The sequence below is a fragment of the Nocardioides sp. genome (assembly GCF_036405735.1).
GTDB lineage: Bacteria > Actinomycetota > Actinomycetes > Propionibacteriales > Nocardioidaceae > Nocardioides.
In genome coordinates, this window is sequence record NZ_DASWXC010000005.1 from 1 (window position 1) to 23,414 (window position 23,414).

A 23,414-nucleotide genomic window follows, 5' to 3' on the forward strand; every position below is an offset into this window, starting at 1 on the left:
ATGTCCCCCGGGGCAGGCGGTTCGCGGGCCACTTCAGACCTGGACACAAGGTCGTGAGGACCGTCCGTTGTGGGGACCGACGGCTTCTTCCTCGTGCACAATCATGCAACCCACGCTCAGAGACGGCTATGGAACGAACGCCTCAACTCTCTGCATTGCATAAAAGTGCAACGATCAGCGCCACCTGGCCAGGATCTGCGGGATGTCGGAGAGCCGGTGGGCGACAGCGTCGGGCACGCCGACGGCCCGTCCCAGCTGCTCCGGCGGGATCGTGCTGTGCGGGACGTGGATCGCGCGCAGGCCCGCCTGCTGAGCACCCCACACGTCGTCGTAGAGCCGGTCGCCGACGTACACGCAGCGCGAGGGGTCGGTCGCGCCGACGGCCGCCATCGCGGCCTGGAAGGCGTGCGGCGACGGCTTCGTCCAGGGGATCTCGGAGGTGTACACGTCGCCGTCGACCAGCTCGTAGACGCCGTCACGCTCGAAGTAGCCGACGTGCCACTCCCGCGGCCAGATCGTGTTGGACAGCACGCCGACCGAGATGCCGTCGGCACGCAGCGCCTCCCACAGTGGCCTGACGTCGGGATCGGTCTCGGTGTGCGGCAGCCAGAACTCGTAGTACGCCGTGAGCAGCTCCGGGTCGTGTTCGAGCCCCGCGACGTCGAAGAGGTCGCCGATGGTCGCGCTGCGCTGCTCGTCGCGGGACCAGCCCCACACTGTCGCGCCGGCCTCGTGGAGGCGCCCAGCGTGGAGCTGGCGGTCGTCGTCGGTCGACGGCGTCGCCACCACCGCGGCGGCCAGCGCGAGCGACTCCGCATGGAAGTCGACGTCGTGCCAGCGCGTGAGCGTCCCGCCCCAGTCGAAGATGACCGCGTCGATCGCGCCCGCCACCGTCAGCCCCGGACGAGCTCGGTCAGCCGTTCGACGGCGCCGTCGAGGGCCAGCTGGGCGACCTCGCCGGTGCGGCGGTCCTTGATCTCGATGACACCGTCGGCGACACCGCGGCCGACCGTCACGATCGTCGGGACCCCGATCAGCTCGGCGTCCTTGAACTTCACTCCCGGGCTGACCTTGCCCTCGCGGTCGTCGTAGAGCACCTCGACGCCCGCGGCCACGAGGCCCGCGACCAGCTGCTCGGCGGCGGCGAAGACGGCCGGGTCCTTGCCGGCCGCGACGACGTGGACGTCGGCGGGCGCGACCTGCCGGGGCCAGCACAGCCCGATCTCGTCGAGGGTGTTCTCCGCGATCGCGGCGACCGCACGCGTCACACCGATGCCGTAGGAGCCCATCGTGACGGTGACGAGCTTCCCGTTGACGTCGAGGACCTGCAGGCCGAGCGCGTCGGCGTACTTGCGCCCCAGCTGGAAGACGTGGCCCATCTCGATGCCGCGTGCCGACTCCAGGACGCCCTCGTCGCAGTGCGGGCAGGCGTCCCCGTCGCGGACCTCGGCCGCCTCGATGGTGCCGTCGGCGGTGAAGTCGCGGCCGGCGACCAGGTCGATGACGTGCTGGCCGGCGACGTTGGCGCCGGTCACCCAGCGCGTGCCCTCGGCGACGCGCGGGTCGAGCAGGTAGCGGATCGCGGACTCGCTCTCCTCCCCCAGCACGGCCGGGCCGATGTAGCCCTTGACCAGGCTCGGGTGCTTCCTGAGCTCGCTCTCGTCCATCGGCTCGACCTCGATCGGCTCGAGCTGGCCCTCGAGCCGCTTCTGGTCGACCTCACGGTCGCCGGGGAGACCGATGGCGAGCGGCTCGCGGGTGCCGTCCGGGTGCTTGAGCACGACCAGGACGTTCTTGAGGGTGTCACCGGCGTGCCAGGGCCGGTCCTCGCGCGGGAACCGCTCGTTGAGGTGGTTGACGAGCGACTCGATCGTCGGGGTGTCGGGAGTGTCCTCGGCGTGGGCGGCCGGGATCGCCTCGACGACCTCGGCGGCCACGGGGGCCGGCGCCCGCACCTGGACCGCCTCGACGTTCGCGGCGTAGTCGCACTTCGTGCAGCGCACGTAGGTGTCCTCGCCGACCTCGGCGGTCGCGAGGAACTCCTCCGACGCGGAGCCGCCCATGGCACCCGAGGTGGCCTTCACGATGACGTAGTCGAAGCCGAGCCGGTCGAAGATGCGGACGTAGGCCTCGCGGTGACGCTGGTAGCTCGCCTCCAGCCCCGCGTCGTCGACGTCGAAGGAGTAGGAGTCCTTCATCGTGAACTCGCGACCGCGCAGCAGCCCGGCGCGCGGCCGCGCCTCGTCGCGGTACTTGGTCTGGATCTGGTAGAGGCTGAGCGGCAGGTCCTTGTAGGAGCCGTAGAGGTCCTTGACCAGCAGCGTGAACATCTCCTCGTGCGTGGGGCCGAGGAGGTAGTCGGCGTCCTTGCGGTCCTGGAGCCGGAAGATGCCGTCGCCGTACTCCGTCCAGCGGTTGGTCGCCTCGTAGGGCTCCTTGGGCAGCAGCGCCGGGAAGCTGACCTCCTGGGCGCCGATCGCGTCCATCTCCTCGCGGATGATGCCCTCGATCTTGCGCAGCACCTTCAGCCCGAGCGGCAGCCAGGTGTAGATGCCCGGGGCGGCACGGCGGATGTAGCCGGCCCGCACGAGCAGCCGGTGGCTCGCCACCTCGGCGTCCGCGGGGTCCTCTCGCAGGGTCCGCACGAACAGGGTCGACATCCGCAGCAACATGACGGCAAGGGTACGGCGGCGCGTCGGCCGCCCGCGAACCACATGCCCGCCTCGTCGTACGCCTCCGTTACCCAGACCGGGGTAGCGCGGAAACAGCCTCTACCCCCGGAAGCGTTGCGGTGGTTCACTGACCCCACTCGTCGTCCTCGCTCGGGAGGACGCTGGCAGAGGGGAATTTCTCGGTGAACCATCTGTTGCGCCGGACATCCGGCACCATCGCCTGTGGCACTGCCGCCATCGCCCTGACACTCGCGGGCGCCGCCCTGGGGCCGGTGCCCCTCGCAGCCGCCGCGCCGGGTGACCCGACCATGACGCTGCCGATCAACGACAGCGCCGCGGGCGGGACCTACGACCAGGACTTCACCCGTGCCTACTCCGGCACGACGCCGGACGGCACGCCGGTCTACATCTACGTTCCGGAGGGCACCCCGCTCGACGGCTCGGCACCGACCGGTGTCGACAGCCTGGACCCGGCGTTCGACCATGATCCGGCCGACGAGTTCACGCCGTGCGCGGAGCGCAGCGTCGACGACTTCGCGCTGAGCCAGGCGCAGATCGACTACCTCGGCGACGAGCTGTCGAGCCAGATCGTCGCGGTCGACGAGGAGCACTTCGGCCCGATGGACGCGGCGAACCCGACGGACCCGGCCAGCGACTCGTTGGTGATGGTGGTCTACAACGTCCAGGACGAGAACTACTACGACTGCGCCGAGACGACGTACACCGCCGGCTACTTCGCTCCCGACTTCATCCAGTCCGTGGGCGCCAACGTGATCGTGATCGACGCCTTCGACTGGGCCAACCGGATCGGGGACGCCGACTCGCCGTGGAACGACGACGACCCCGAGAACGACCAGCCCGAGCTCTACGAGGGCGTGATCGCGCACGAGCTGGAGCACCTGCTGCACAACTACAGCGACCCGGGCGAGCTCTCGTGGGTCGACGAGGGCCTGGCCGACTTCGCGGTCTTCCTCAACGGCTACAACGTCGGCGGCTCGCACCTGACCTACCACCAGGTGTTCTACGCCGAGACGTCGCTGACCCGGTGGGGCGGCGGGCTGGAGAACTACGGCGCGGCGTACACCTTCTTCCAGTACCTGTGGGAGCAGGCCGGCGGCAACGGCGACGGCACCTACGAGCCGGACCTGGAGTACGACGGCGCGGGTGGTGACCTGCTGATCAAGATGATCTTCGAGAACCAGGCCGACGGGGTCGAGGGCGTGCAGGCCGCGATCGACGCCTTCAACGCCCAGACCGGTGCCGACGTGCCCGACTTCGCGACCGTCTACCAGAACTGGGCCGTCGCGGTGTACCTCGACGACGAGGACAGCGAGCTGTTCGACATCAAGGCCGTCGACTTCGGCGACCCGGCCTACACCAGCTGGACGATGGACATCGCGGACCAGAACTTCTGGGAGGGTCGGGGCAGCAACCAGGGCGCCCAGCCGGACGCCAAGTGGAACAAGCGTCCCAACGGCCAGGCCCCGACCGCGCTGCCGTACGGCATCCAGATCGAGCGCTTCCGCAACCCCGGCCCGACGGTGACCGCGACGCTGACCGGCGAGCCCGTGACGGTCGTGGCGCCGCACACCGGTGACACCCACTGGTACGGCGGCTACGAGAGCCAGTCCGACAACATCCTCGACGTCGACACTGCTGGAGCGGTGACCTCGCTGGACTTCTGGACCTGGCACTTCATCGAGGAGGGCTGGGACTACGGCTTCGTCGAGGCGCTGGTCGGCGGCGAGTGGGTCACGGTCCCGCTCGTCGACGACAGCGGCGCCACCGTCACCACGAACGACGACCCGCACGGCAACAACACCGAGGGCAACGGCCTGACCGGCACCTCGGGCGGGGAGTACTTCGTCGACGAGCCGACCTACGTCCACCTGACGGCGCAGCTGCCCGCCGGTGCGACCGACGTGCGGTTCCGCTACTCGACCGACGCGGCCTACCTCGACACCGGCTGGTTCGTGGACGACGTGATGGTCAACGGCGCCGAGGCGACGCTCAGCTCGACGGACTGGACGCAGACGACCGGCACCCAGGACAACAACTGGGCGCTCCAGGTCGTGGCCACCTGCGACCTCACCCCCGGCACCACGTCGACGGGCGAGATCGTGGACGAGGCCGGCAACCACGTCTACCGCGGTCTCGGCGACACCGTGACGTTCACGGGGCTCGACACCAAGTGCGCCAACGGCCGCAACCAGGACATGGCGACGATCGTGTCCAACCTGCCGACCGGGGACCTGACGTTCCTGGACGCTGACTACACACTCACGGTGACCAACACCGCCAACGGCAAGAGGCAGTAGCGAGACCGTCTCGGCCGGGCCCTCTCAGCGGGGGCCCGGCCGAGGCGCGTTCGCGGCTAGAACATGACGGTGGAGAAGCGCGCGGTCTCGACGAAGCCGACCCGCTCGTAGGCCCGCCGAGCGGCGGCGTTCCAGTCGTTGACGTAGAGGGAGACCACGGGCGCGACCTCGCGGCGCACCAGGTCGGCCACGGCGGCCATGCCGTGCGAGGCCAGTCCCTGGCCCCGGCGGTCGGGGGCGACGTACACCCCTTGGATCTGGGCGGCGTACGGCGTCGCGCACGCCACCTCGGCCTTGAACAGCAGCCGCCCGTCGTCGTCGAAGCGCGCGAAGGACCAGCCCTTGCTCATCAGTTGCAGGATCCGGGCGCGGTAGAGCTCCGCACCGCCGCCGACCTCCGGGGAGACGCCGACCTCCTCGGTGTACATCGCCACGCAGGCCGGGTAGACCGCGTCCAGGTCGGCTCGCGTCGTCCGCCGGACCAGCGGGTCCGGCTCCAGGCGGGGCGCGCCGACCAGCTCCAGGTGCGGCTGCTGCCAGCGGATGTCCCGCGCCTGGCCCCAGGCGCCCTGCACCTGGTCCCAGAATGCCTTCACCGGCAGGTGCGGACCGACGATCGTCGACACCGTCCGGCCACGGGCCTGCGCCCGCTCGGCGAAGGCCCGGGCGTCGTCCTCGTCGGCCTCGATGGGAACGAGGTTGGCGCCGACGTGGCACGCCGCGACGAGGTCGCCGCCGAGCCACCGTCCCCACACCTCGCCGCCGAGCCAGCGCGGCTCGAGCCGGGTCGTGCGGGCGCGGTAGTCCGCGAAGACGTTGACGACCGGGCGGCGGCCGGTCAGCTCCAGGAACGCAGCCAGGTCCGCCGGCCCGAGGGGGCGGATGCCGTGACGCGTCGTGAGCACGCCACGAGCCTAGTGCGCACGGCCACGGGCCGCGCAGCCGGAACCGCCGTACGGCGCACGATCCGCCGACCCAGCCGCCTCAGCCGACTCAGCCGACTCTGACCTCGGCGCCGGCGCCCTCCACGGGATCCATGGTCTCGGCGATCTTCATCGCCTCCTCGATGAGCGTCTCGACGATCTTCGACTCGGGCACGGTCGCGATGACCTCGCCCTTGACGAAGATCTGACCCTTGCCGTTGCCCGAGGCCACGCCGAGGTCGGCCTCGCGGGCCTCCCCCGGTCCGTTGACGACGCAGCCCATGACGGCGACGCGCAGCGGCACCTCCAGCCCGTCGAGGCCGGCGGTGACCTCCTCGGCCAGCTTGTAGACGTCGACCTGGGCGCGCCCGCAGGACGGGCACGAGACGATCTCGAGCTTGCGCGGACGCAGGTTGAGCGACTGCAGGATCTGGATGCCGACCTTGACCTCCTCGACCGGCGGGGCCGACAGGGAGACCCGGATGGTGTCGCCGATGCCCTTGCTCAGCAGCGCACCGAAGGCGGTCGCGGACTTGATGGTGCCCTGGAAGGCCGGGCCGGCCTCGGTGACACCGAGGTGGAGCGGCCAGTCGCCGCGCTCGGCGAGCAGCTCGTAGGCGCGCACCATCACGACGGGGTCGTTGTGCTTGACCGAGATCTTGAAGTCGCGGAAGCCGTGCTCCTCGAACAGGCTCGCCTCCCACACCGCCGACTCGACCAGCGCCTCAGGCGTGGCCTTGCCGTACTTCTCCAGCAGCCGCTTGTCGAGCGAGCCGGCGTTGACGCCGATGCGGATCGAGGTGCCATGGTCCGAGGCCGCCTGGGCGATCTCCTTGACCTGGTCGTCGAACTTCTTGATGTTGCCGGGGTTCACGCGGACGGCGGCACAGCCGGCCTCGATGGCGGCGAAGACGTACTTCGGCTGGAAGTGGATGTCGGCGATGACAGGGATGTTCGCCTTCTGCGCGATCGCCGGCAGCGCGTCGGCGTCGTCCTGGCTGGGGCAGGCGACCCGCACGATGTCGCAGCCGGCGGCGGTGAGCTCGGCGATCTGCTGCAGCGTGCTGTTGACGTCGGAGGTCAGGGTCGTGGTCATCGACTGCACCGAGATCGGGTGGTCGCTGCCGACGCCGACCTTGCCCACCTGGATCTGGCGGGTCGGTCGGCGGGGAGCGAGCACCGGCGGCGGCGCCGCCGGCATGCCCAGGGAGATCGGGCCCTGCGAGATGGCAGTCATGCTTCCATTCTGCGCGATCACTCGGTCGGAAGGTGAACTGGCACGACCAGGTCACCGACGATCAGGACCGCGCCCATGACGGTGATGCAGACGGCGACGACGTACGCCACCGGCAGCAGCTTCGCGGCGTCGACGTAACCCGGGTCGGGCCGACGTGTCAGCGTGGCCGCGCCGCGGCGGACGGCCTCCCACAGCGCGCTGGCGATGTGGCCGCCGTCCAGGGGCAGCAACGGCACGAAGTTGAACAGGCCGATGAAGAGGTTGAAGCCACCCACCAGGAAGGCGAGCCCGGCCAGCTTCTCGGTGGTCTCGAACCGCTCGCTCGAGACGGTCTCGCCGGCGATGCGGCCGCCGCCGACGATGCTCATCGGCCCGTTGGGGTCGCGCTCCTCGAGGCCGACGATCGCCTGGGCGACGTCCCAGACCTTCACGGGCAGGTGGACCATCGCGGTGACGCTGTCGACGGTCATCCGGCCCATCTCGCGCAGCGTGAACACCGGGCCGCCGGTGGTGGTCTCGACGTGGGTGGTCGGGCTGACGCCCAGGAAGCCGACCTGGCGCAGTGTCGTGTCCTCGGCCGAGACCGGGCGCGCCTCGACGGTGGTGCTGGTCGCGCCGGTGAACGAGCGGCCGTCACGCTCGTAGCCGATCACGGCGGTGCCGTCGGCGTTGCGCTGCACCAGGCCCTTGAGCTGGTCCCAGCTGGTGATCGGGGTGCCGTTGAAGGAGGTGATCGTGTCGCCCGGCCGCAGCCCGGCCTCGTACGCCGGCGCCATCGGATCGGCGTCGGTGCACTCGCGCCCGGTCTCCTCGAACGGCACGACGCACGTGGCGACGGTCTCGAGCACGGGCGGGCCGTCGTCGGCGACGAGCTCCTTGATGCCGTAGGTGGCGAACAGGATCGCGAACGCGACGAAGGCGATGAGGAGGTTGACCGTCGGGCCGCCGGCCATCACGACGACCTTCTTCCACCACGGCATCCGGTAGAACAGCCGGTCGGCGTCCTCGGTGCCGACCAGCTCCCACTCGGCGGCTCGGGCCTCGGAGACCAGCTGGGTGAACAGGCCGGTGTTGGAGCGGCGGACCTTGAGGGCCCCGTCGGGAGTGCGCTCGCCGAGCTCGTCCGCACCGGGCGGGAGCATGCCGACGATCTTGACGTAGCCGCCGAGCGGGATGGCCTTGAGGCCGTACTCCGTCTCGCCGCGCTGACGGGACCAGACGGTGGGCCCGAACCCGATGAAGTACTGCGTCACCTTCCCGCCGAAGGCCTTGGCCGGCACCAGGTGGCCGAGCTCGTGCAGGCCGATGGAGGCCAAGATGGCGAGGACGAACACCACCACGCCGGCGGCGTAGAGGAGCATGCTCATGGGGTTCCGATCAGGTCCGCGGCAGCCGCACGCGCCCACCGGTCGGCTGCCAGCACGTCATCGACGGTGAGCGCAGCCGAGCCTACGCCCGCGGTGGTCGCCGCGAGCACTTCCGCGACGGTATCCACGATTCCGGTGAAGGCCAGCCGGCCGGCGTGGAACGCGTCGACGCAGACCTCGTTGGCGGCGTTGTAGACCGCGGGGGCGGTGCCGCCTCGCGTGCCGGCCTCGCGGGCCAGCGCGACGGCCGGGAACGCCTCGTCGTCCAGCGGCTCGAAGCGCCAGTCCGCCGCCTTCGTCCAGTCCACGGGCGTCTCGGCGTCCGGAACGCGCGCCGGCCACGCCATCCCCATCGCGATCGGGACCATCATCGTCGGGAGCCCGATCTGGGCGACCACGGCGCCGTCGACGAACTCGACCATCGAGTGGATCATCTGCTGGGGATGGACCACGACGTCGATGCGCTCGAACGGCACGTCGAAGAGCAGGTGCGCCTCGATCACCTCCAGGCCCTTGTTGACCAGCGTCGCCGAGTTGGTCGTGATCACCCGGCCCATGGCGAAGTTCGGGTGGGCCAGCGCCTGCTCGGGCGTCACGTCGGCGAGCTCGCCGCGGGTCCGCCCGCGGAACGGTCCGCCACTCGCGGTGAGCACGAGCCGTCGTACCTCCTCCGGCGTGCCGCCGCGCAGCGACTGCGCGATCGCACTGTGCTCGCTGTCGACCGGCACGATCTGGCCGGGCTTGGCGCGCTCCTTGACCAGCGGGCCGCCGATGATCAGCGACTCCTTGTTGGCGAGCGCCAGGGTGGTGCCGGCGTCGAGCGCCGCCAGCGTCGGCCGTAGCCCCACGGCGCCGGTGATGCCGTTGAGGACGACGTCGGACGCCATGCCGGCCGCCTCGACGCTCGCCGCCTCGCCGAGGCCGGAGTACGCCGGCGCGAACTCGGCCACCTGCTGCTCGAAGAGCTCGAGGTTGGCGCCACCGGCCGTCAACCCGACGACGCGGAACCGGTCCGGGTTGGCGCGCACCAGGTCCAGCGCCTGGGTGCCGATGGATCCGGTTGAGCCGAGGATGACGACGTCGCGACGGTCTTGCACGTGCTCATCCTCCCAGTCGCACTCCACGCTGCCGAAACGCATGACAGGGTACGGCTGCGACGACTGACGCCGGTCGGCCCCGCCCAAGCCGCGAGGAAAAGTGGAGCCTTCTGCCACCCTGCTGGAGCAGGACGTGGCAGAAGGCTCCACTTTTGGGGTGCTCAGCGGGTGCTCAGCCGATGTAGCTCATCACGTGCTTGATCCGGGTGTAGTCCTCCAGGCCGTACATCGACAGGTCCTTGCCGTAGCCGGAGTGCTTGAACCCACCGTGCGGCATCTCGGACACGAACGGGATGTGGGTGTTGATCCACACCACGCCGAAGTCGAGCTTCCGGCTCATCCGGAGGGCGCGGGCGTGGTCCTTGGTCCACACGCTGGAGGACAGGCCGTACTGCACGCCGTTGGCCCAGCGCAGCGCCTCCCCTTCGTCGGTGAACCGCTGCACCGTGATGACCGGGCCGAAGATCTCCGTCTGCACCTGCTCGTCGTCCTGCTTCAGGCCCGAGAGCACGGTCGGCTCGTAGAAGTAGCCGGCGTCCCCGATCGTGCGGCCGCCGGCGTCGACGCGGGCGTGGTCGGGCAGCCGGTCGACCATCCCGGCGACCCGGGCGAGCTGGTCGGCGTTGTTGAGCGCGCCGTAGAGGACGTCCTCGTCGTCGGGCATGCCGGTCTTGGTGTTGCGGGCCTGCTCGGTGAGCGCGGCGACGAACTCGTCATGTACGCCGGGGCCGGCCAGCACCCGTGTGGCGGCGGTGCAGTCCTGGCCGGCGTTGAAGTAGCCCGCACCCGCGATCGCCTCAGCGGCCGACTCGATGTCGGCGTCGTCGAAGACGATGACGGGCGCCTTGCCGCCGAGCTCGAGGTGGACCCGCTTGACGTCGGCGGCCGCCGCGCCGGCGACCTCCATGCCGGCACGCACCGACCCGGTGATCGACACCATCTGCGGCGTCTTGTGGGCCACCAGCGCGCGGCCGGTGTCGCGGTCGCCGGTGACGACGTTCAGCACCCCGGGCGGGAGGAACTCCTGGCAGATCTCGGCCAGCAGGGTGCTCGAGGCCGGCGTGGTGTCGCTGGGCTTGAGCACGATCGTGTTGCCGGCGGCCAGCGCCGGCGCGATCTTCCAGATCATCATCATGAGCGGGTAGTTCCACGGCGTGACCTGGCCGACGACGCCGACCGGCTCGCGACGGATCCAGGACGTGTGGTCCTTGAGGTACTCCCCCGCCGAGCGGCCCTCCAGGACGCGCGCGGCGCCGGCGAAGAAGCGGAAGTGGTCCGCGCTCGGCGGCAGCTCCTCCGCCATCGTGAGCGCGACGGGCTTGCCGGTGTCGCGGACCTCGACGGCACAGATCTCCTCGGCGCGCGCGTCGATGGCGTCCGCGATCTTGAGCAGTGCCTCGGAGCGCTCACGCGGGGTCGTGTCTCCCCAGCTCTCGAAGGCCGCCTCCGCCGCGGCGTAGGCACGGTCGACGTCCTCGGCCCCCGACATGGGCGCCCGGGCGTAGACCTCTCCGGTGGATGGGTCGATCACGTCGTACGTCTCGCCTGAGAGGGCGTCGACGAGCTCACCGTTGATGACGTTCTTGAAGGTCTGGTCGGCCATGACGGGAGCCTAGTGACCGGACAACGGAATCTGTAGAGCCTGCGGCCTTCCGACGCGGATTTCGTCGGCGACGCGCCTCTGCGCGGACGTGCCCGACAGTCGTGCCCGACCGCCTGGGCCAGTCAGGACAGGTGGACGAGCTGCCCGGCAACCCAGGTGGACACGGTCCGCGTCGCGGCGATCTCCTCGACCGGAGCGAGGAACGGGTCGCGGTCGACGACCACGAGGTCCGCCGTCTTGCCGGGGGCGATCACGCCGGCGTCGTCGCGGTGGTTCACCCACGCGCTCCCCGAGGTGTACGACGCCAGCGCGGTCTCCAGCGTCAGCGCCTGCTCGGGCAGGAACGCCTCCGCGCTCGTCCCGAACTCGACCCGGTTGACCGCGACATGGATCGCCGCCCACGGATCCGGCGTGCTCACCGGCCAGTCGCTGCCCGCCACGAGTCGGGCGCCGGCCCGCTGCAGGTCGCGCCACGGGTACTGCCAGCGGGAGCGCTCCGGACCGAGAAACGGGATCGTCAGCTCCACCATCTGGTCGTCGTAGCACGCCCACAGCGACTGCAGGTTGGCCGCGATCCCCAGCTCGCCGAAGCGGCGTACGTCGTCGGGGTGGACCACCTGCAGGTGGGCGAGGTGGTGACGGCCGGCGGCCGGATCGGGAATCGCCGCGAGTGCGTCGAGGGACTCGCGCACGGCGGCGTCGCCGATGGCGTGGATGTGGAGCTGGAAGCCCTCGGCCGCCAGGGCCGGCGCGGCCCGGGCAAGGAGCGCGGGGTCGACGAAGGAGTGCCCGGCGTTCCCGGTCGGATGCCCGCAGCGGTCGAGGTAGGGGGTCGAGAGGGAGGCGGTGCCGTTCTCGGCCACGCCGTCCTGCATCACCTTCACGCTCGTGGCGCGGAACCGGCCGTGGCTGAGCTCCGCCCGGCGCGCGACCAGCTCCGGGATCTGCTCGAGGCCGCGGTCGCGGTCCCACCACAGCGCGCCGACGACACCGGCCGTCAGCTCACCGGCCCGCGCGGCGGCCAGATAGGTCGGGCCGGGATCCTGCATGCCGGCGTACGCGCCGACGATCGCGTCCTGCCAGCCCGTGATGCCCAGCGCGTGGAGGTAGGCCTGTCCGGCCAGCAGCCCCTCCCTCAGCTCGACTGCGGTCGTCGGTGGCAGGTGGCGGGCGACCAGGTCCATGGCGCCCTCGTGGAGGGTGCCGGTCGGCTCGCCGGCGGGGTCGCGCTCGAGGCGGCCGTCGACCGGGTCGGGCGTCGCGCGGGTGATGCCGGCCAGCCGGAGAGCCGCGGTGTTCACCCACGCGCCGTGGTGGTCGCGGTTGGGCAGGAAGACGGGCCGATCGGCCACCACGGTGTCGAGGTCGGCGGCGGTCGGCGCGCCGCCGGGGAAGGCCGACATCGCCCAGCCGCCGCCGACGATCCAGGGCAGGTCGGGGTGCGCGACGGCGTACTCTCCCACCGCGGCGAGGTAGTCCTCGCGGGTGTCGAGCGCGGACAGGTCGCAGCGGATGCGCTCCAGCCCGCCCTGCACGGCGTGCACGTGGGCGTCGGTGAAGCCGGGCAGCAGCATCCCGCCTGCCAGGTCGACGTGCCGGACGCCTCGGCCGACCGGCACCGGCTCGTCGGTCACGGCGGCGATGACGCCGTCCTCGACGACCACGGCACCGAGCCGGGCGACGTGGCGCCGGCCGTCGAAGAGCGCGCCTCCGGTGAACACCGTCGTGACCATGGTGCGTTCCTACCATCTCTTCTGCACGTCTTCTGCACACTGGAGCCGACGCTGGCAACTGATTCCGTTGCCTCGTGCCGGATCGGACGACGGAATCACTTGCAATCGATGAAGGCCGCGACGACCATGGGGCCATGGACCCGGACTACAGCGCCGACTGGACCCATCTGCAACAGGCCGCCAAGGATCATCTGTGGCTGCACTTCACCCGCCACTCCTCCTACGACGCCGGTGACGTGCCGGTCATCGTCAAGGGCGAGGGTGCCTACATCTGGGACGCCCAGGGCAAGCGCTACCTCGACGGGCTCGCGGGCCTCTTCGTCAGCCAGGTCGGCCACGGCCGCACCGAGCTGGCCGAGGCGGCAGCGGCGCAGGCCCGGCAGCTGGCCTTCATGCCGCTGTGGTCCTACGCCCACCCCAAGGCGATCGAGCTGGCCGAGCGGGTCGCCGGCCACGCGCCCGGGTCGCTCAACCGAGTCTTCTTCACCAGCGGCGGCGGCGAGGCGGTCGAGACCGCGTGGAAGCTGGCGAAGAACTACTTCAAGCTCACCGGACGCCCACTGAAGCACAAGGTGATCAGCCGGGCCATCGCCTACCACGGGACCACCCAGGGTGCGCTGTCGATCACGGGGCTCCCGACGCTCAAGCAGCAGTTCGAGCCGCTCGTGCCCTCCACCTTCCGGGTCCCGAACACGAACTCCTACCGCGCCGCCGAGATCACCGCCGGCTACATCGACGTCACGGACGCCGCCTCCAACGAGGCCTTCGGTCGCTGGGCCGCGGACCAGATCGCGGTCGCCATCGAGAACGAGGGTCCTGACACGGTCGCCGCCGTCTTCCTGGAGCCGGTTCAGAACGCCGGCGGCTGCTTCCCGCCGCCGCCGGGCTACTGGCAGCGGGTGCGCGAGATCTGCGACGCGTACGACGTGCTGCTGGTCTCCGACGAGGTGATCTGCGCCTTCGGCCGGCTCGGCCACATGTTCGGCGCCGAGCGCTACGACTACGAGCCCGACATCATCACCTGCGCCAAGGGACTCACCTCCGGCTACTCCCCGCTCGGCGCGATGATCGCCTCGGACCGGCTGATGGAGCCGTTCCTGGCCGACGGCAACATGTTCGCCCACGGCTACACCTTCGGCGGTCACCCGGTCTCCACCGCGGTGGCGCTCGCGAACCTGGACATCTTCGAGCGCGAGCGGCTGCTGGAGAACGTCCGCGACAACGAGGGCGCCTTCCTCACCACCCTCGAGAAGCTGAAGGACCTCCCGATCGTCGGCGACGTGCGCGGTGCCGGCTACTTCTACGGCATCGAGCTGGTCAAGGACCGCGCCACCAAGGAGACGTTCAGCGAGGAGGAGTGCGAGCGCATCCTGTTCGGCTACGTCTCCAAGGCGCTCTACGACGAGGGGCTCTACTGCCGCGCCGACGACCGCGGCGACCCGGTCATCCAGCTCTCTCCCCCGCTCATCTGCGACCAGACGCACTTCGACGAGATGGAGCAGATCCTGCGCGTCGTGCTGGAGAAGGCCTCGACGATGCTCTAGGCGGCTCGCGGAGCCCGCCCCACCTGCGCCGCCGCCGCGCAGAGTGTCACCGTGACACTGTGCGCGGGAAGTGACACTTCGAACTGTCACTCTCGACGCCAACTGTCACGGTGACAGTTTGGACCGCCGGCCGGGCGCCGGGCCTCAGGAGTCGAAGCCGAGGCCGAGCCGGTCCAGGGTCGCCAACCAGGGGCCGCGCCGGCCGCCGCGGGCGTCGGAGCGGGCCAGCGCGCGACGCGTGAGCCCGATGCCGGCGTAGCGCAACGGCTCGGGCGGGAACGGCACCGGCTTGCGGCGCACCATCGCCAGCCGGGTCCGCTCGGTCTCCTCGCCGGCGAGCAGGTCGAGCATCACCTGCGCGCCGAAGCGCGTGGCAGCCACCCCGAGGCCGGTGTAGCCGGCGGCATAGGCCACGCGGCCGTCGTACGCCGTGCCGAAGAACGCCGCGAACCTGGTGCAGGTGTCGATCACCCCGGCCCAGCGGTGCGTGAAGGAGAGTCCCTCCAGCTGCGGGAAGGTCTCGAAGAAGTGCCGGGCCAGCAGCTCGTGCGTGGCGCCCTGCTCGTACGCCGGCGCGATCCGCGACCCGTAGTGGTAGATCGCGTCGTAGCCACCCCACAGGATCCGGTCGTCGCGGGTCAGCCGGTAGTAGTGGAAGAGGTTCGCCGCGTCACCGATCCCCTGCCGGCCCTCCCACCCGATCGACGCCCGCTGGGCCGCGGAGAGCGGCTCGGTCATCAGCACGTAGTCGTAGACCGGCACCGTCATGAGGCGCAGCCGTCGCAGCAGCGGCGGGAAGGCGTTCGTGGCCAGCGCGACCCGGCCGGCGCGGACGGCGGCGCCGCCGTCGGTCGTCAGCCGGACGCCGGCGCCGGCCCGCTCCAGGCCCGTGACCCGGGTGCCCTCGTGGATCACGACGCCGGCGTCGAGACAGGCCTGGCGCAGTCCCCAGGCGAGCCGCCCCGGCTCGACCAGCGCGGTCTCGTCGGGCAGGTGGAGTCCGGCGAGGTACGTCGGCGAGTCGACCAGCCCGCGGACGGCGGACGCGTCGAGCAGCTCGGCGCGGTGGCCGTGGGCGCGCAGCTGTTCGGCGGCCTCCTCGAGCTCGTCGACCTGGTGCGGCTGGGTCGCGACGCCGAGCTCGCCGGTCCGCCGCCAGTCGCAGTCGATGCCGTGCTCGGCGACGGTGCGCCCGATCTCGGCGAGGTTCTCCGCGCCCATCCGGTCGAGCATGTCGAGCTCGTCGGGCCAGCGGGCCAGGCCGTTGCCGAACCCGTGGGTCAGGCTGGCCGATGCGAAGCCGCCGTTGCGCCCGCTGGCCTGGTCGCCGCACCGGGTCGCCTCCAGCAGGACCACCGACCAGGACGGATGACGCTCGCGGGCCAGCAGCGCGGTCCACAGCCCGCTGTAGCCGCCGCCGACGACGACCAGGTCGGCCTCGACCGCACCGGTGGCGGGTGGCAGCGGCTCGGGCGCCCGGTCGTCGTCGAGCCAGAAGACGGCCGGCTCGGCGGTAGCCAGGGCGCGCACGGACCGGTCGGCCGAGCTGGTCACCGGCGCTCAGCCCCGCGAGCGGCGACGGCTGCCGAGCTCGCCCACGACGACGACGAGGAGCGCGACCAGGAACATGATCGTGCCGATCACGTTGACCTGCATCGGCACGCCGCGCTGGGCCGCGCCCCACACGAACATCGGGAACGTGACGGTCTGGCCGGAGTTGAGGTTGGTGATGATGAAGTCGTCGAACGAGAGCGAGAACGACAGCAGCGCCGCGGCCAGGATCCCCGGGAAGACCAGCGGCAGGCTGACCCGCCAGAACGTCTGCCACTCGTTGGCGTACAGGTCGGCGGCAGCCTGCTCGAGCCGCGGGTCGAGGCCCGCCAGCCGCGCCTTCACCGTGACCACCACGAAGGAGAGGCAGAAGAGCACGTGGGCGACGAAGATCGTCCAGAAGCCCAGCAGCGACGCCATGCCGGCGCTGACGAACAACGCCAGCAGCGAGGAGCCCATCACGATCTCGGGAGTGGCCATCGGCAGGAAGATGAGCACGTTGGCGGTGCCGCGCCCGCGGAAACGGTGCCGCACCATGGCGAAGGCCATGAGGGTGCCGAGCAGCGTCGCGACGACCGTGGCGAGCAGCCCGAGCCGCAGCGACACCCCGACCGACGAGCACAGCTGGTAGGGCCGGCACAGGTCGGTCCAGTTGGCGAGCGTGAACCCGTCGAAGGTGTAGGAGTTCCGTGCCGCGGGGTCGTTGAACGACATCAGCACCACGACCAGCACCGGCGCGACCATGTAGAGCAGCACCAGCAGGCCGAGGATCAGCACGAGGTGGTCCGCTAGCCACTGCAGCGGGCGCGTGCGTCGGACCGCCGGCGTACTCCCGCCGCCCGTGTCGCGGTCCGGCCGTGCGGTGACCGTCGTGCTCACAGCAGCTCCTCCGTCCCGGCCTTGCGGACGTACCCGGCGACCATCACCACGATGCCGACCATGAGGACCACCGAGAGCGCCGAGGCGATCGGGTAGTCGCCGGCCGCGAAGAGGCCTTCGATCTCGTTGCCGAGCATGCGGGTGTTCGGGCTGCCGAGCAGCTCGGCGTTGATGTAGTCGCCCGCCGCCGGGATGAAGGTCAGCAGCGTGCCGGCGACCAGGCCCGGCATCGACAGCTTCAAGGTGACCTGGCGGAAGGCGGTGAACGGCGAGGCGTAGAGGTCCTGGGCGGCCTCGATGAGTCGGTGGTCGATCTTCTCCAGGGACGCGTAGAGCGGCAGCACCGTGAAGGGCAGGAAGTTGTACGTCAACCCGGTGATCACCGCGAGCGGCGTGTTCAGCAGCCGTCCGTCCTCGCTGAGCAGGTGGACGGTCTGCAGGCCGTCCACGATCCACTGGTGGTCGCCGAGGAGGTACTTCCACGACAGCGTCCGGACCAGGAAGCTGGTGAAGAACGGCGCGATGACCGCCACCAGCATCAGGTTCTTCCAGCGACCCGCCTTGAACGCGATGGCGTAGGCCAGCGGGTAGCCGAGCAGGACGCAGGCACCGGTCGCCAGCAGCGCGTAGACGAGCGAGCGGACGATCTGCTCGCGGTAGTCGCCGATCGCGTCGAGGTAGTTCGCGACGTGCCCGGTCATGGCGTAGCCGGTCTGCAGCGAGCCGGCCGGGTCGTAGAGGCTGGTCGCCACCAGCGTCACGGCCGGGACCAGGAAGAACAGCCCCAGCCACACCGATCCGGGCAGGAGCAGCAGGTAGCCGGTGCGGCCCGAGCGGCGCTGCTCGGGCGGCGGGGCGTCGAGCGGCACCTCGGCCGGCGGCAGGTGTCCGCCGGCGGCGCTCATGCGGGGTCCCCGCGTCGTTGTGTGCGCAGCGAGCGCAGCGAACGGAGCGCAGAACGCCGTGGGGTGTTCATTCGTCCTCCGGCTCGGCGCCGGCCGTGGCGTCCTGGGCGGCGTCGAGGGTGAAGGTGTGCTCGGGCCGCCAGCGCAGGTCGACCTGGTCGCCGGGAACGAACCGCCGCACGCTGGTGTGGTTCTGCTCGAAGACGGTCAGCTCCTGCTCCCACGGCATCCGCACGAGGTACTGCGTGCTCACGCCCACGAAGCTGACGTCGGTCACCACGCCGCCGGTCAGGACGCTGTCACCGTCGCTGGGCTCGCCGGGCAGGGTCAGGAAGACCTTCTCGGGACGGATGCCGATCCAGGCCCGGCCGTCCTTGACGCCGGCGCGGGCCACCGGTGCCACCAGCCGGGAGCCATGCACGTCGAGCAGCAGGTCGTTGCCGCTCATCCCGCTGACCGTGGCACCGACGAGGTTGGACTGGCCCAGGAAGTTGGCCACGAACGTCGTCGCCGGCAGGTCGTAGAGCTCCTCGGGAGCCCCCAGCTGCTCGATGCGGCCGTTGTTCATCACCGCGACGGTGTCGGCCATCGTCATGGCCTCCTCCTGGTCGTGGGTGACATGGACGAAGGTCAGACCCACCTCGGTCTGGATCCGCTTGAGCTCGATCTGCATCGCGCGACGCAGCTTGAGGTCGAGGGCGCCGAGCGGCTCGTCGAGCAACAGCACCCGCGGCTGGTTGATGAGCGCCCGGGCAAGCGCGACCCGCTGTTGCTGGCCGCCGGAGAGCTGGGCGGGCTTGCGTCCTGCCAGATGGCCGAGCTCGACGAGGTCGAGCATCGCGCTCACCTCGGCGTCGACCTTCTTGCGACCGCGCCGCTTCAGGCCGAAGGCGACGTTGTCCGCGACCGACATGTGCGGGAAGAGGGCATAGCTCTGGAAGACCGTGTTGACCGGGCGCCGGTAGGGCTTGAGGTCGGTGATGTCCTGCTCGCCGAGGAGGATCGACCCCGCGGTCGGCTCCTCGAGCCCTGCGACCATCCGCAGCGTCGTGGTCTTGCCGCAGCCCGACGGGCCGAGCAGCGCGAAGAACGACCCTTCCGGAACCGTGAGGTCGAGCTCGTCGACCGCGGTGAAGGCACCGAACCTCTTGACGACCCCCCGGAGCTGGAGGTCGGCCCGGACCGGAGCCATCTCAGGCACCGATCGCCCTCGCGAAGTCCTTGTCGTACTGCTGCCTGGTCTTCTCGTCGAGCTGCATGAACTCGAAGGCACCCGCGAGGAAGTCCTCGGTCGGGAAGATGAGCGGGTTGTCGACCAGGGACGGGTCGATCTTCTCCATCGCCTTCTGCGCACCCTCGACGGGGCAGATGTAGTTCACCCACGCCGCGAGCATCGCCGCGGCGTTCGGGTCGTAGTAGAAGTTCATCAGCTGCTCGGCGTTCGCCTTGTGCTCGGCCCGGTTGGGAACCAGCATGTTGTCCGACCACAGCGACAGTCCCTCCTCGGGCACGACCCACTTGATGTCGGGGTTGTCGTACTGCATCGCGATGACATCGCCCGACCATGCCTCGCAGGCGACCAGGTTGCCGGCGTTGAGGTCGTCGACGTAGTCGTTGCCGGTGAACCGCCGGATCTGGCCCGACGCCACGACCTCCTCCATCCGGCCCAGGGCGGCGTCCCACTCCTCCTGCGTGAAGTCGCTGGGGTCGGAGCCCTCGAGCTTGAGCATGAAGCCCATCGTGTCGCCCATCTCAGTGAGCAGGCTGACCTTGCCCTTCAGGTCGGGACGGGTGAGGAGCTCCTCGAAGGTCCTCACCTCCCCGGTGTACTTGGCGTTGTAGGCGATGCCGGTCAGGCCGCTCTGCCACGGCACGCTGTAGTCGCGGTTCTCGTCCCAGGAGGGCGACCTGAGCGACGCCTTGAGGTTGGCCTCGACGTTGGGCAGGTTCGCCTTGTCGAGCTTCTGCAGCCAGTTCAGGCCGACCATCCGGGCGGCCATCCAGTCGGTGAGGACGATGATGTCGCGCCCGATCGGCTCACAGCCGCCGAGCTGGTCCTTGATCTTGCCGAAGAACTCGTTGTTGTCGTTGACGTCGGCGTTGTAGGTGACGGCGATGCCGCTCTGCTTCTGGAACCGCTGCAACGTCGGCATGTTGCCGTTGTCGTCGACGTCGATGTACTCCGGCCAGTTGGAGAAGACCACGGTCTTCTCCTTCTCGGAGATGTCGGTGCTCTTGCAGGACTCGGTGTCCTGGACCTGCGAGTCGGTGCCGCAGGCCGAGAGCAGCGTCGGGACGCCGAGGGCCAGTGCCGACAGCGAGGCGCCCCGCATCAGGGAGCGCCGGCTGAGGCCGGTGCCGGCCACCATCGCTCGCAGCTGCTCGAGTTCACGAAGGCTCGTCATCGCCTACCTCCAGATCAACGCCACACCAGGACGGTCCGGCGGACGATCGTCCCCCGTGTCGGGATCGTTGCAGAGCATCGGGCCGAGGACAAGCGATTCCGTAGGCACGAAACAAGACTGCAACGAACTGCGTCGTGATCGGAGCGCCTCACCAGCGAAAGCGTCGGTCTCGACCCGGGCAACCCTTTGACCCACGCGCCGCCGTACCGGGACACTGACCCCCATGAAGCGCAACCCGGCCCGGCCAGCGGCGAACCTCGACGAGGTGAGCAAGGCGATCATCGAGCAGCTGCAGCAGGACGGTCGCCGTTCCTACGCCGCCATCGGCAAGGTCGTCGGCTTGTCCGAGGCCGCGGTCCGCCAACGCGTGCAGCGCCTGATCGAGAGCGGCGTCATGCAGGTCGTCGCGGTGACCGACCCCGTCGAGATGGGGTTCGCGCGGCAGGCGATGATCGGGATCAAGGTGACCGGGCCGCTGGAGCCGGTGGCCGACGAGCTCGCCGGGCTCGACGACGTCGACTACGTCGTGGTGACCGCGGGTGCCTACGACCTCCTCGTGGAGGTGGTGTGCGAGAGCGACGAGCACCTGCTCGAGCTGATCTCAGGCCGGATCCGCACCATCGCCGGCGTCGTCGCCACGGAGACCTTCATGTACCTCCATCTGCGCAAGCAGACCTACTCGTGGGGGGTGCGCTGATCTCACCCCCGCCTCCTGTCCGGTCCTCTGCAGGCGTCTACGACGGCCTGTCGCTGTGGCACGCCACGGCGGGTGGGTCGTGGGCGCCGCGCGCCGCCCTCGACGGCGACCTGAGCGTCGACGTGGCGATCGTGGGTGCCGGCTTCACCGGGCTGTGGACGGCCTACTACCTGGCCGGCGCCCGGCCCGACCTCCGGATCGCGGTCGTGGAGCGCGAGGTGGCCGGGTTCGGGGCCTCGGGCCGCAACGGCGGCTGGGCCTCCGCGCTCTTCCCCGCCTCGCTCGACGCGCTGGCACGGTACGGCGGCCGGGGGGCCGCCCTCGCCCAGCACGCCGCGATGCGGGCGAGCATCGACGAGCTGGCGGCCGTCGTCCGCGCCGAGGGCATCGACGCCCATCTCGCCAAGGGCGGGACGATCGTGCTGGCCCGCACGCCGGCCCAGCTGGAGCGCGCTCGGGCCGAGGTCGTCGCCGCGCGGTCCTGGGGCCGCGACGAGGAGGAGCTGCGCCTGCTCGACGCCGTCGCCGCGCGCCGCGTCCTCAACGCGACCGGGACGCTCGGCGCCACCTACACGCCGGACTGCGCGGCCGTGCACCCGGCGCGTCTCGTGCGCGGGCTCGCACGGGCGGTCGAGCGCCGTGGCGTCCGGATCTACGAGCGCACGCCGGCGCTGGCGCTCGAGCCGCACCTGGTGCGCACCCCCGGCGGCACGGTGAGCGCCGACGTCGTGGTGCGGGCCACCGAGGGCTACACCCCCACGCTCCCCGGCCACCGGCGGGTGGTGGTGCCGGTGCACTCCCTCGTGATCGCCACCGCTCCCCTGCCCCCGCACGTGTGGGACGAGATCGGGCTCGCACGACGGGAGACGTTCAGCGACCACCGGCACCTGATCGTCTACGGCCAGCGCACCGCCGACGACCGGCTCGTCTTCGGCGGCCGCGGGGCGCCGTACCACTTCGGGTCCCGGGTGCGCGCCGAGGACAGCGACGACGCCCACGTCCACCGGCGGCTGTGGGCGACCCTGGTCGAGATGTTCCCGGTCCTGCGCCGCTCCGGAACGAAGGTCACCCACGCCTGGGGCGGAGTGCTGGGCGTGCCGCGGGACTGGTGCGCCTCGGTGGGCCTGGACGAGGCGACCGGGCTGGCCTGGGCCGGCGGGTACGTCGGCGACGGGGTCACCACCACGAACCTGGCCGGCCGCACCCTGCGCGACCTCGTGCTCGGCGCGCCGACGCCGCTGACGGCCCTGCCCTGGGTCGGCCACCGCTCGACCGCCTGGGAGCCGGAGCCGCTGCGCTGGCTCGGGATCAACGCCGGGCTGCGTGCAATGACGCTCGCCGACGCCGAGGAGCAGCTCACCGGCCGGCCGTCGCTCGCCGCCCGCGCGATGGCGCCCCTGCTCGGCGGCCACTGAGCGCGATCAAATCGGTTGCGCCCGGATCACGAGTCGGTCAGAGTGCTGCTCGATCGGGTGACCTGACCCGGTGACACGAGAGGAGGCGAGGACCCATGACGACTGTCGTTGTCGGCCTGCCCGCCGTCCGTTCCTCTCACACTCACCGGAGCACCGTTGTCTTCCGACTTCTTCACCTCTGATCAGAATCCCGACCCCTCCTTCGTCTTCGACTTCGTCGCCTACGACGACCTCGACCCCGACGAGGACGGCGACTTCGACGACACTGGCCGACGCTGGTCGACCTGGCTGAGCGTCGAGCCGCTGTGCCGCGGCCCGGAGCCACGCCCCGACTGGGTCGTCACCTCGCAGGCCGCCATCGACACCGACCTCGGCGTCCTCAAGACCGGCAAGGAGGCCGACGCCCACCTGCTGGAGCGCGCGGTTCCGGGCAGCGACGCGCTCGGCGAGGCGGTCGTCATGGTCGCCAAGCGCTACCGCGGCGAGGAGCACCGCAGCTTCCACCGCTCCGCGGCCTACACGGAGGGCCGGCGGACCCGGAACTCCCGCGATACCCGGGCACTGGCCAAGGGCACCGCCTACGGCCGGTCGGTCGCCGCGGGCCAGTGGGCCCGTGCCGAGTGGGACGCCCTGGTGCGCTGCCACGGGCTGGGCCTGCCGGTCCCCTACCCGGTCCAGATCGACGGCACCGAGATCCTCATGGAGTGGATCAGCGTCGACGGCCCCGACGGCGTGCCCGAGACCGCGCCGCGGCTCGCCCAGACGCGTCCCGGACCCGAGCTGCTCGCCGACTACTTCGCGCAGCTGCGCGAGGTGCTGGTCACGCTGACCGAGCAGGGCCTGGTGCACGGCGACCTGTCGCCGTACAACGTCCTGGCCGCCGGCGAGCGGCTGGTCGTCATCGATCTGCCCCAGATGGTCGACCTGGTCGCCAACCCCACCGGGGCCGACTTCCTGCTGCGCGACTGCACGAACGTCTGCACCTGGTTCCGGCAGCGCGGACTTGATCCCGCCGTCGCCGACGAGCATGCGCTGTTCGGGGAGCTGATGACCGTGGCGTTCTGACGG

Annotated in this window: 18 protein-coding genes; 5 read left to right on the forward strand and 13 right to left on the reverse strand. The window is 70.7% G+C overall.

The features are described from left to right. Positions 1-174 precede the first annotated feature (174 nt). The gene (locus VGE38_RS00580) at positions 175-891 is read right to left on the reverse strand and encodes an HAD family hydrolase (RefSeq protein ID WP_331140585.1); all 717 of its coding nucleotides are present in this window, start codon (positions 889-891) and stop codon (positions 175-177) included. 2 nt (positions 892-893) lie between these two features. Then, positions 894-2,672, reverse strand: a complete 1,779-nt coding sequence (locus tag VGE38_RS00585; protein WP_331140586.1) for a proline--tRNA ligase — start codon at positions 2,670-2,672, stop codon at positions 894-896. Positions 2,673-2,854: 182 nt separating this feature from the next. Here VGE38_RS00585 and VGE38_RS00590 point away from each other — a divergent pair, with 182 nt between their 5' ends. Further along, positions 2,855-4,990 (forward strand): hypothetical protein, encoded by a 2,136-nt coding sequence (locus tag VGE38_RS00590; RefSeq protein ID WP_331140587.1) that lies wholly within the window; start codon positions 2,855-2,857, stop codon positions 4,988-4,990. Positions 4,991-5,046: 56 nt separating this feature from the next. On the opposite strand, the gene VGE38_RS00595 is transcribed toward VGE38_RS00590, so the two are convergent. The 6 genes from VGE38_RS00595 to VGE38_RS00620 form a co-directional block, all read right to left on the reverse strand. Then, the gene (locus VGE38_RS00595) at positions 5,047-5,895 is read right to left on the reverse strand and encodes a GNAT family N-acetyltransferase (RefSeq protein ID WP_331140588.1); all 849 of its coding nucleotides are present in this window, start codon (positions 5,893-5,895) and stop codon (positions 5,047-5,049) included. An 88-nt stretch (positions 5,896-5,983) separates the two neighbouring features. Further along, positions 5,984-7,150 (reverse strand): flavodoxin-dependent (E)-4-hydroxy-3-methylbut-2-enyl-diphosphate synthase, encoded by a 1,167-nt coding sequence (gene ispG / locus VGE38_RS00600; protein WP_331140589.1) that lies wholly within the window; start codon positions 7,148-7,150, stop codon positions 5,984-5,986. A 17-nt stretch (positions 7,151-7,167) separates the two neighbouring features. Then, a complete protein-coding gene (locus tag VGE38_RS00605) occupies positions 7,168-8,517 on the reverse strand; it encodes a M50 family metallopeptidase (RefSeq protein WP_331140590.1) in 1,350 nt (449 codons plus the stop codon). After that, on the reverse strand, positions 8,514-9,614 hold the full coding sequence (dxr, locus tag VGE38_RS00610) for a 1-deoxy-D-xylulose-5-phosphate reductoisomerase (protein WP_331140591.1): 1,101 nt from the start codon (positions 9,612-9,614) through the stop codon (positions 8,514-8,516). Before dxr ends, VGE38_RS00605 begins: the two co-directional genes overlap by 4 nt. A 172-nt stretch (positions 9,615-9,786) precedes the next feature. After that, complete coding sequence (locus tag VGE38_RS00615; protein ID WP_331140592.1) at positions 9,787-11,217, reverse strand: gamma-aminobutyraldehyde dehydrogenase; 1,431 nt, start codon at positions 11,215-11,217, stop codon at positions 9,787-9,789. 122 nt (positions 11,218-11,339) lie between these two features. Further along, positions 11,340-12,950 (reverse strand): amidohydrolase, encoded by a 1,611-nt coding sequence (locus VGE38_RS00620; protein WP_331140593.1) that lies wholly within the window; start codon positions 12,948-12,950, stop codon positions 11,340-11,342. 134 nt (positions 12,951-13,084) lie between these two features. Here VGE38_RS00620 and VGE38_RS00625 point away from each other — a divergent pair, with 134 nt between their 5' ends. Then, the gene (locus VGE38_RS00625) at positions 13,085-14,494 is read left to right on the forward strand and encodes an aspartate aminotransferase family protein (protein WP_331140594.1); all 1,410 of its coding nucleotides are present in this window, start codon (positions 13,085-13,087) and stop codon (positions 14,492-14,494) included. 144 nt (positions 14,495-14,638) lie between these two features. Here the strand turns inward: VGE38_RS00625 and VGE38_RS00630 are convergent, their stop codons facing one another. From VGE38_RS00630 to VGE38_RS00650, 5 genes are all read right to left on the reverse strand, one after another. Then, positions 14,639-16,048, reverse strand: a complete 1,410-nt coding sequence (locus tag VGE38_RS00630) for an NAD(P)/FAD-dependent oxidoreductase (RefSeq protein WP_331140595.1) — start codon at positions 16,046-16,048, stop codon at positions 14,639-14,641. 6 nt (positions 16,049-16,054) lie between these two features. Beyond that, positions 16,055-16,924 (reverse strand): ABC transporter permease, encoded by an 870-nt coding sequence (locus VGE38_RS00635; RefSeq protein WP_331140596.1) that lies wholly within the window; start codon positions 16,922-16,924, stop codon positions 16,055-16,057. Next, the gene (locus VGE38_RS00640; protein WP_331140597.1) at positions 16,921-17,829 is read right to left on the reverse strand and encodes an ABC transporter permease; all 909 of its coding nucleotides are present in this window, start codon (positions 17,827-17,829) and stop codon (positions 16,921-16,923) included. Before VGE38_RS00640 ends, VGE38_RS00635 begins: the two co-directional genes overlap by 4 nt. Positions 17,830-17,896: 67 nt before the next feature. Beyond that, positions 17,897-19,021 (reverse strand): ABC transporter ATP-binding protein, encoded by a 1,125-nt coding sequence (locus VGE38_RS00645; protein ID WP_331140609.1) that lies wholly within the window; start codon positions 19,019-19,021, stop codon positions 17,897-17,899. Between the two features lies 1 nt (position 19,022). Next, positions 19,023-20,234, reverse strand: a complete 1,212-nt coding sequence (locus VGE38_RS00650) for a polyamine ABC transporter substrate-binding protein (protein ID WP_331140598.1) — start codon at positions 20,232-20,234, stop codon at positions 19,023-19,025. 223 nt (positions 20,235-20,457) lie between these two features. On the opposite strand from VGE38_RS00650, the gene VGE38_RS00655 reads away from it, so the two are divergent. From VGE38_RS00655 to VGE38_RS00665, 3 genes are all read left to right on the forward strand, one after another. After that, positions 20,458-20,931, forward strand: coding sequence for an Lrp/AsnC family transcriptional regulator (locus VGE38_RS00655; protein ID WP_331140599.1), 474 nt, complete (start codon positions 20,458-20,460; stop codon positions 20,929-20,931). Next, positions 20,916-22,346, forward strand: a complete 1,431-nt coding sequence (locus tag VGE38_RS00660) for an NAD(P)/FAD-dependent oxidoreductase (RefSeq protein ID WP_331140600.1) — start codon at positions 20,916-20,918, stop codon at positions 22,344-22,346. The genes VGE38_RS00655 and VGE38_RS00660 overlap by 16 nt, the downstream gene beginning before the upstream one ends. A 156-nt stretch (positions 22,347-22,502) precedes the next feature. Then, positions 22,503-23,411, forward strand: a complete 909-nt coding sequence (locus VGE38_RS00665) for a serine protein kinase RIO (RefSeq protein ID WP_331140601.1) — start codon at positions 22,503-22,505, stop codon at positions 23,409-23,411. The last annotated feature ends 3 nt before the right edge of the window (positions 23,412-23,414 follow it).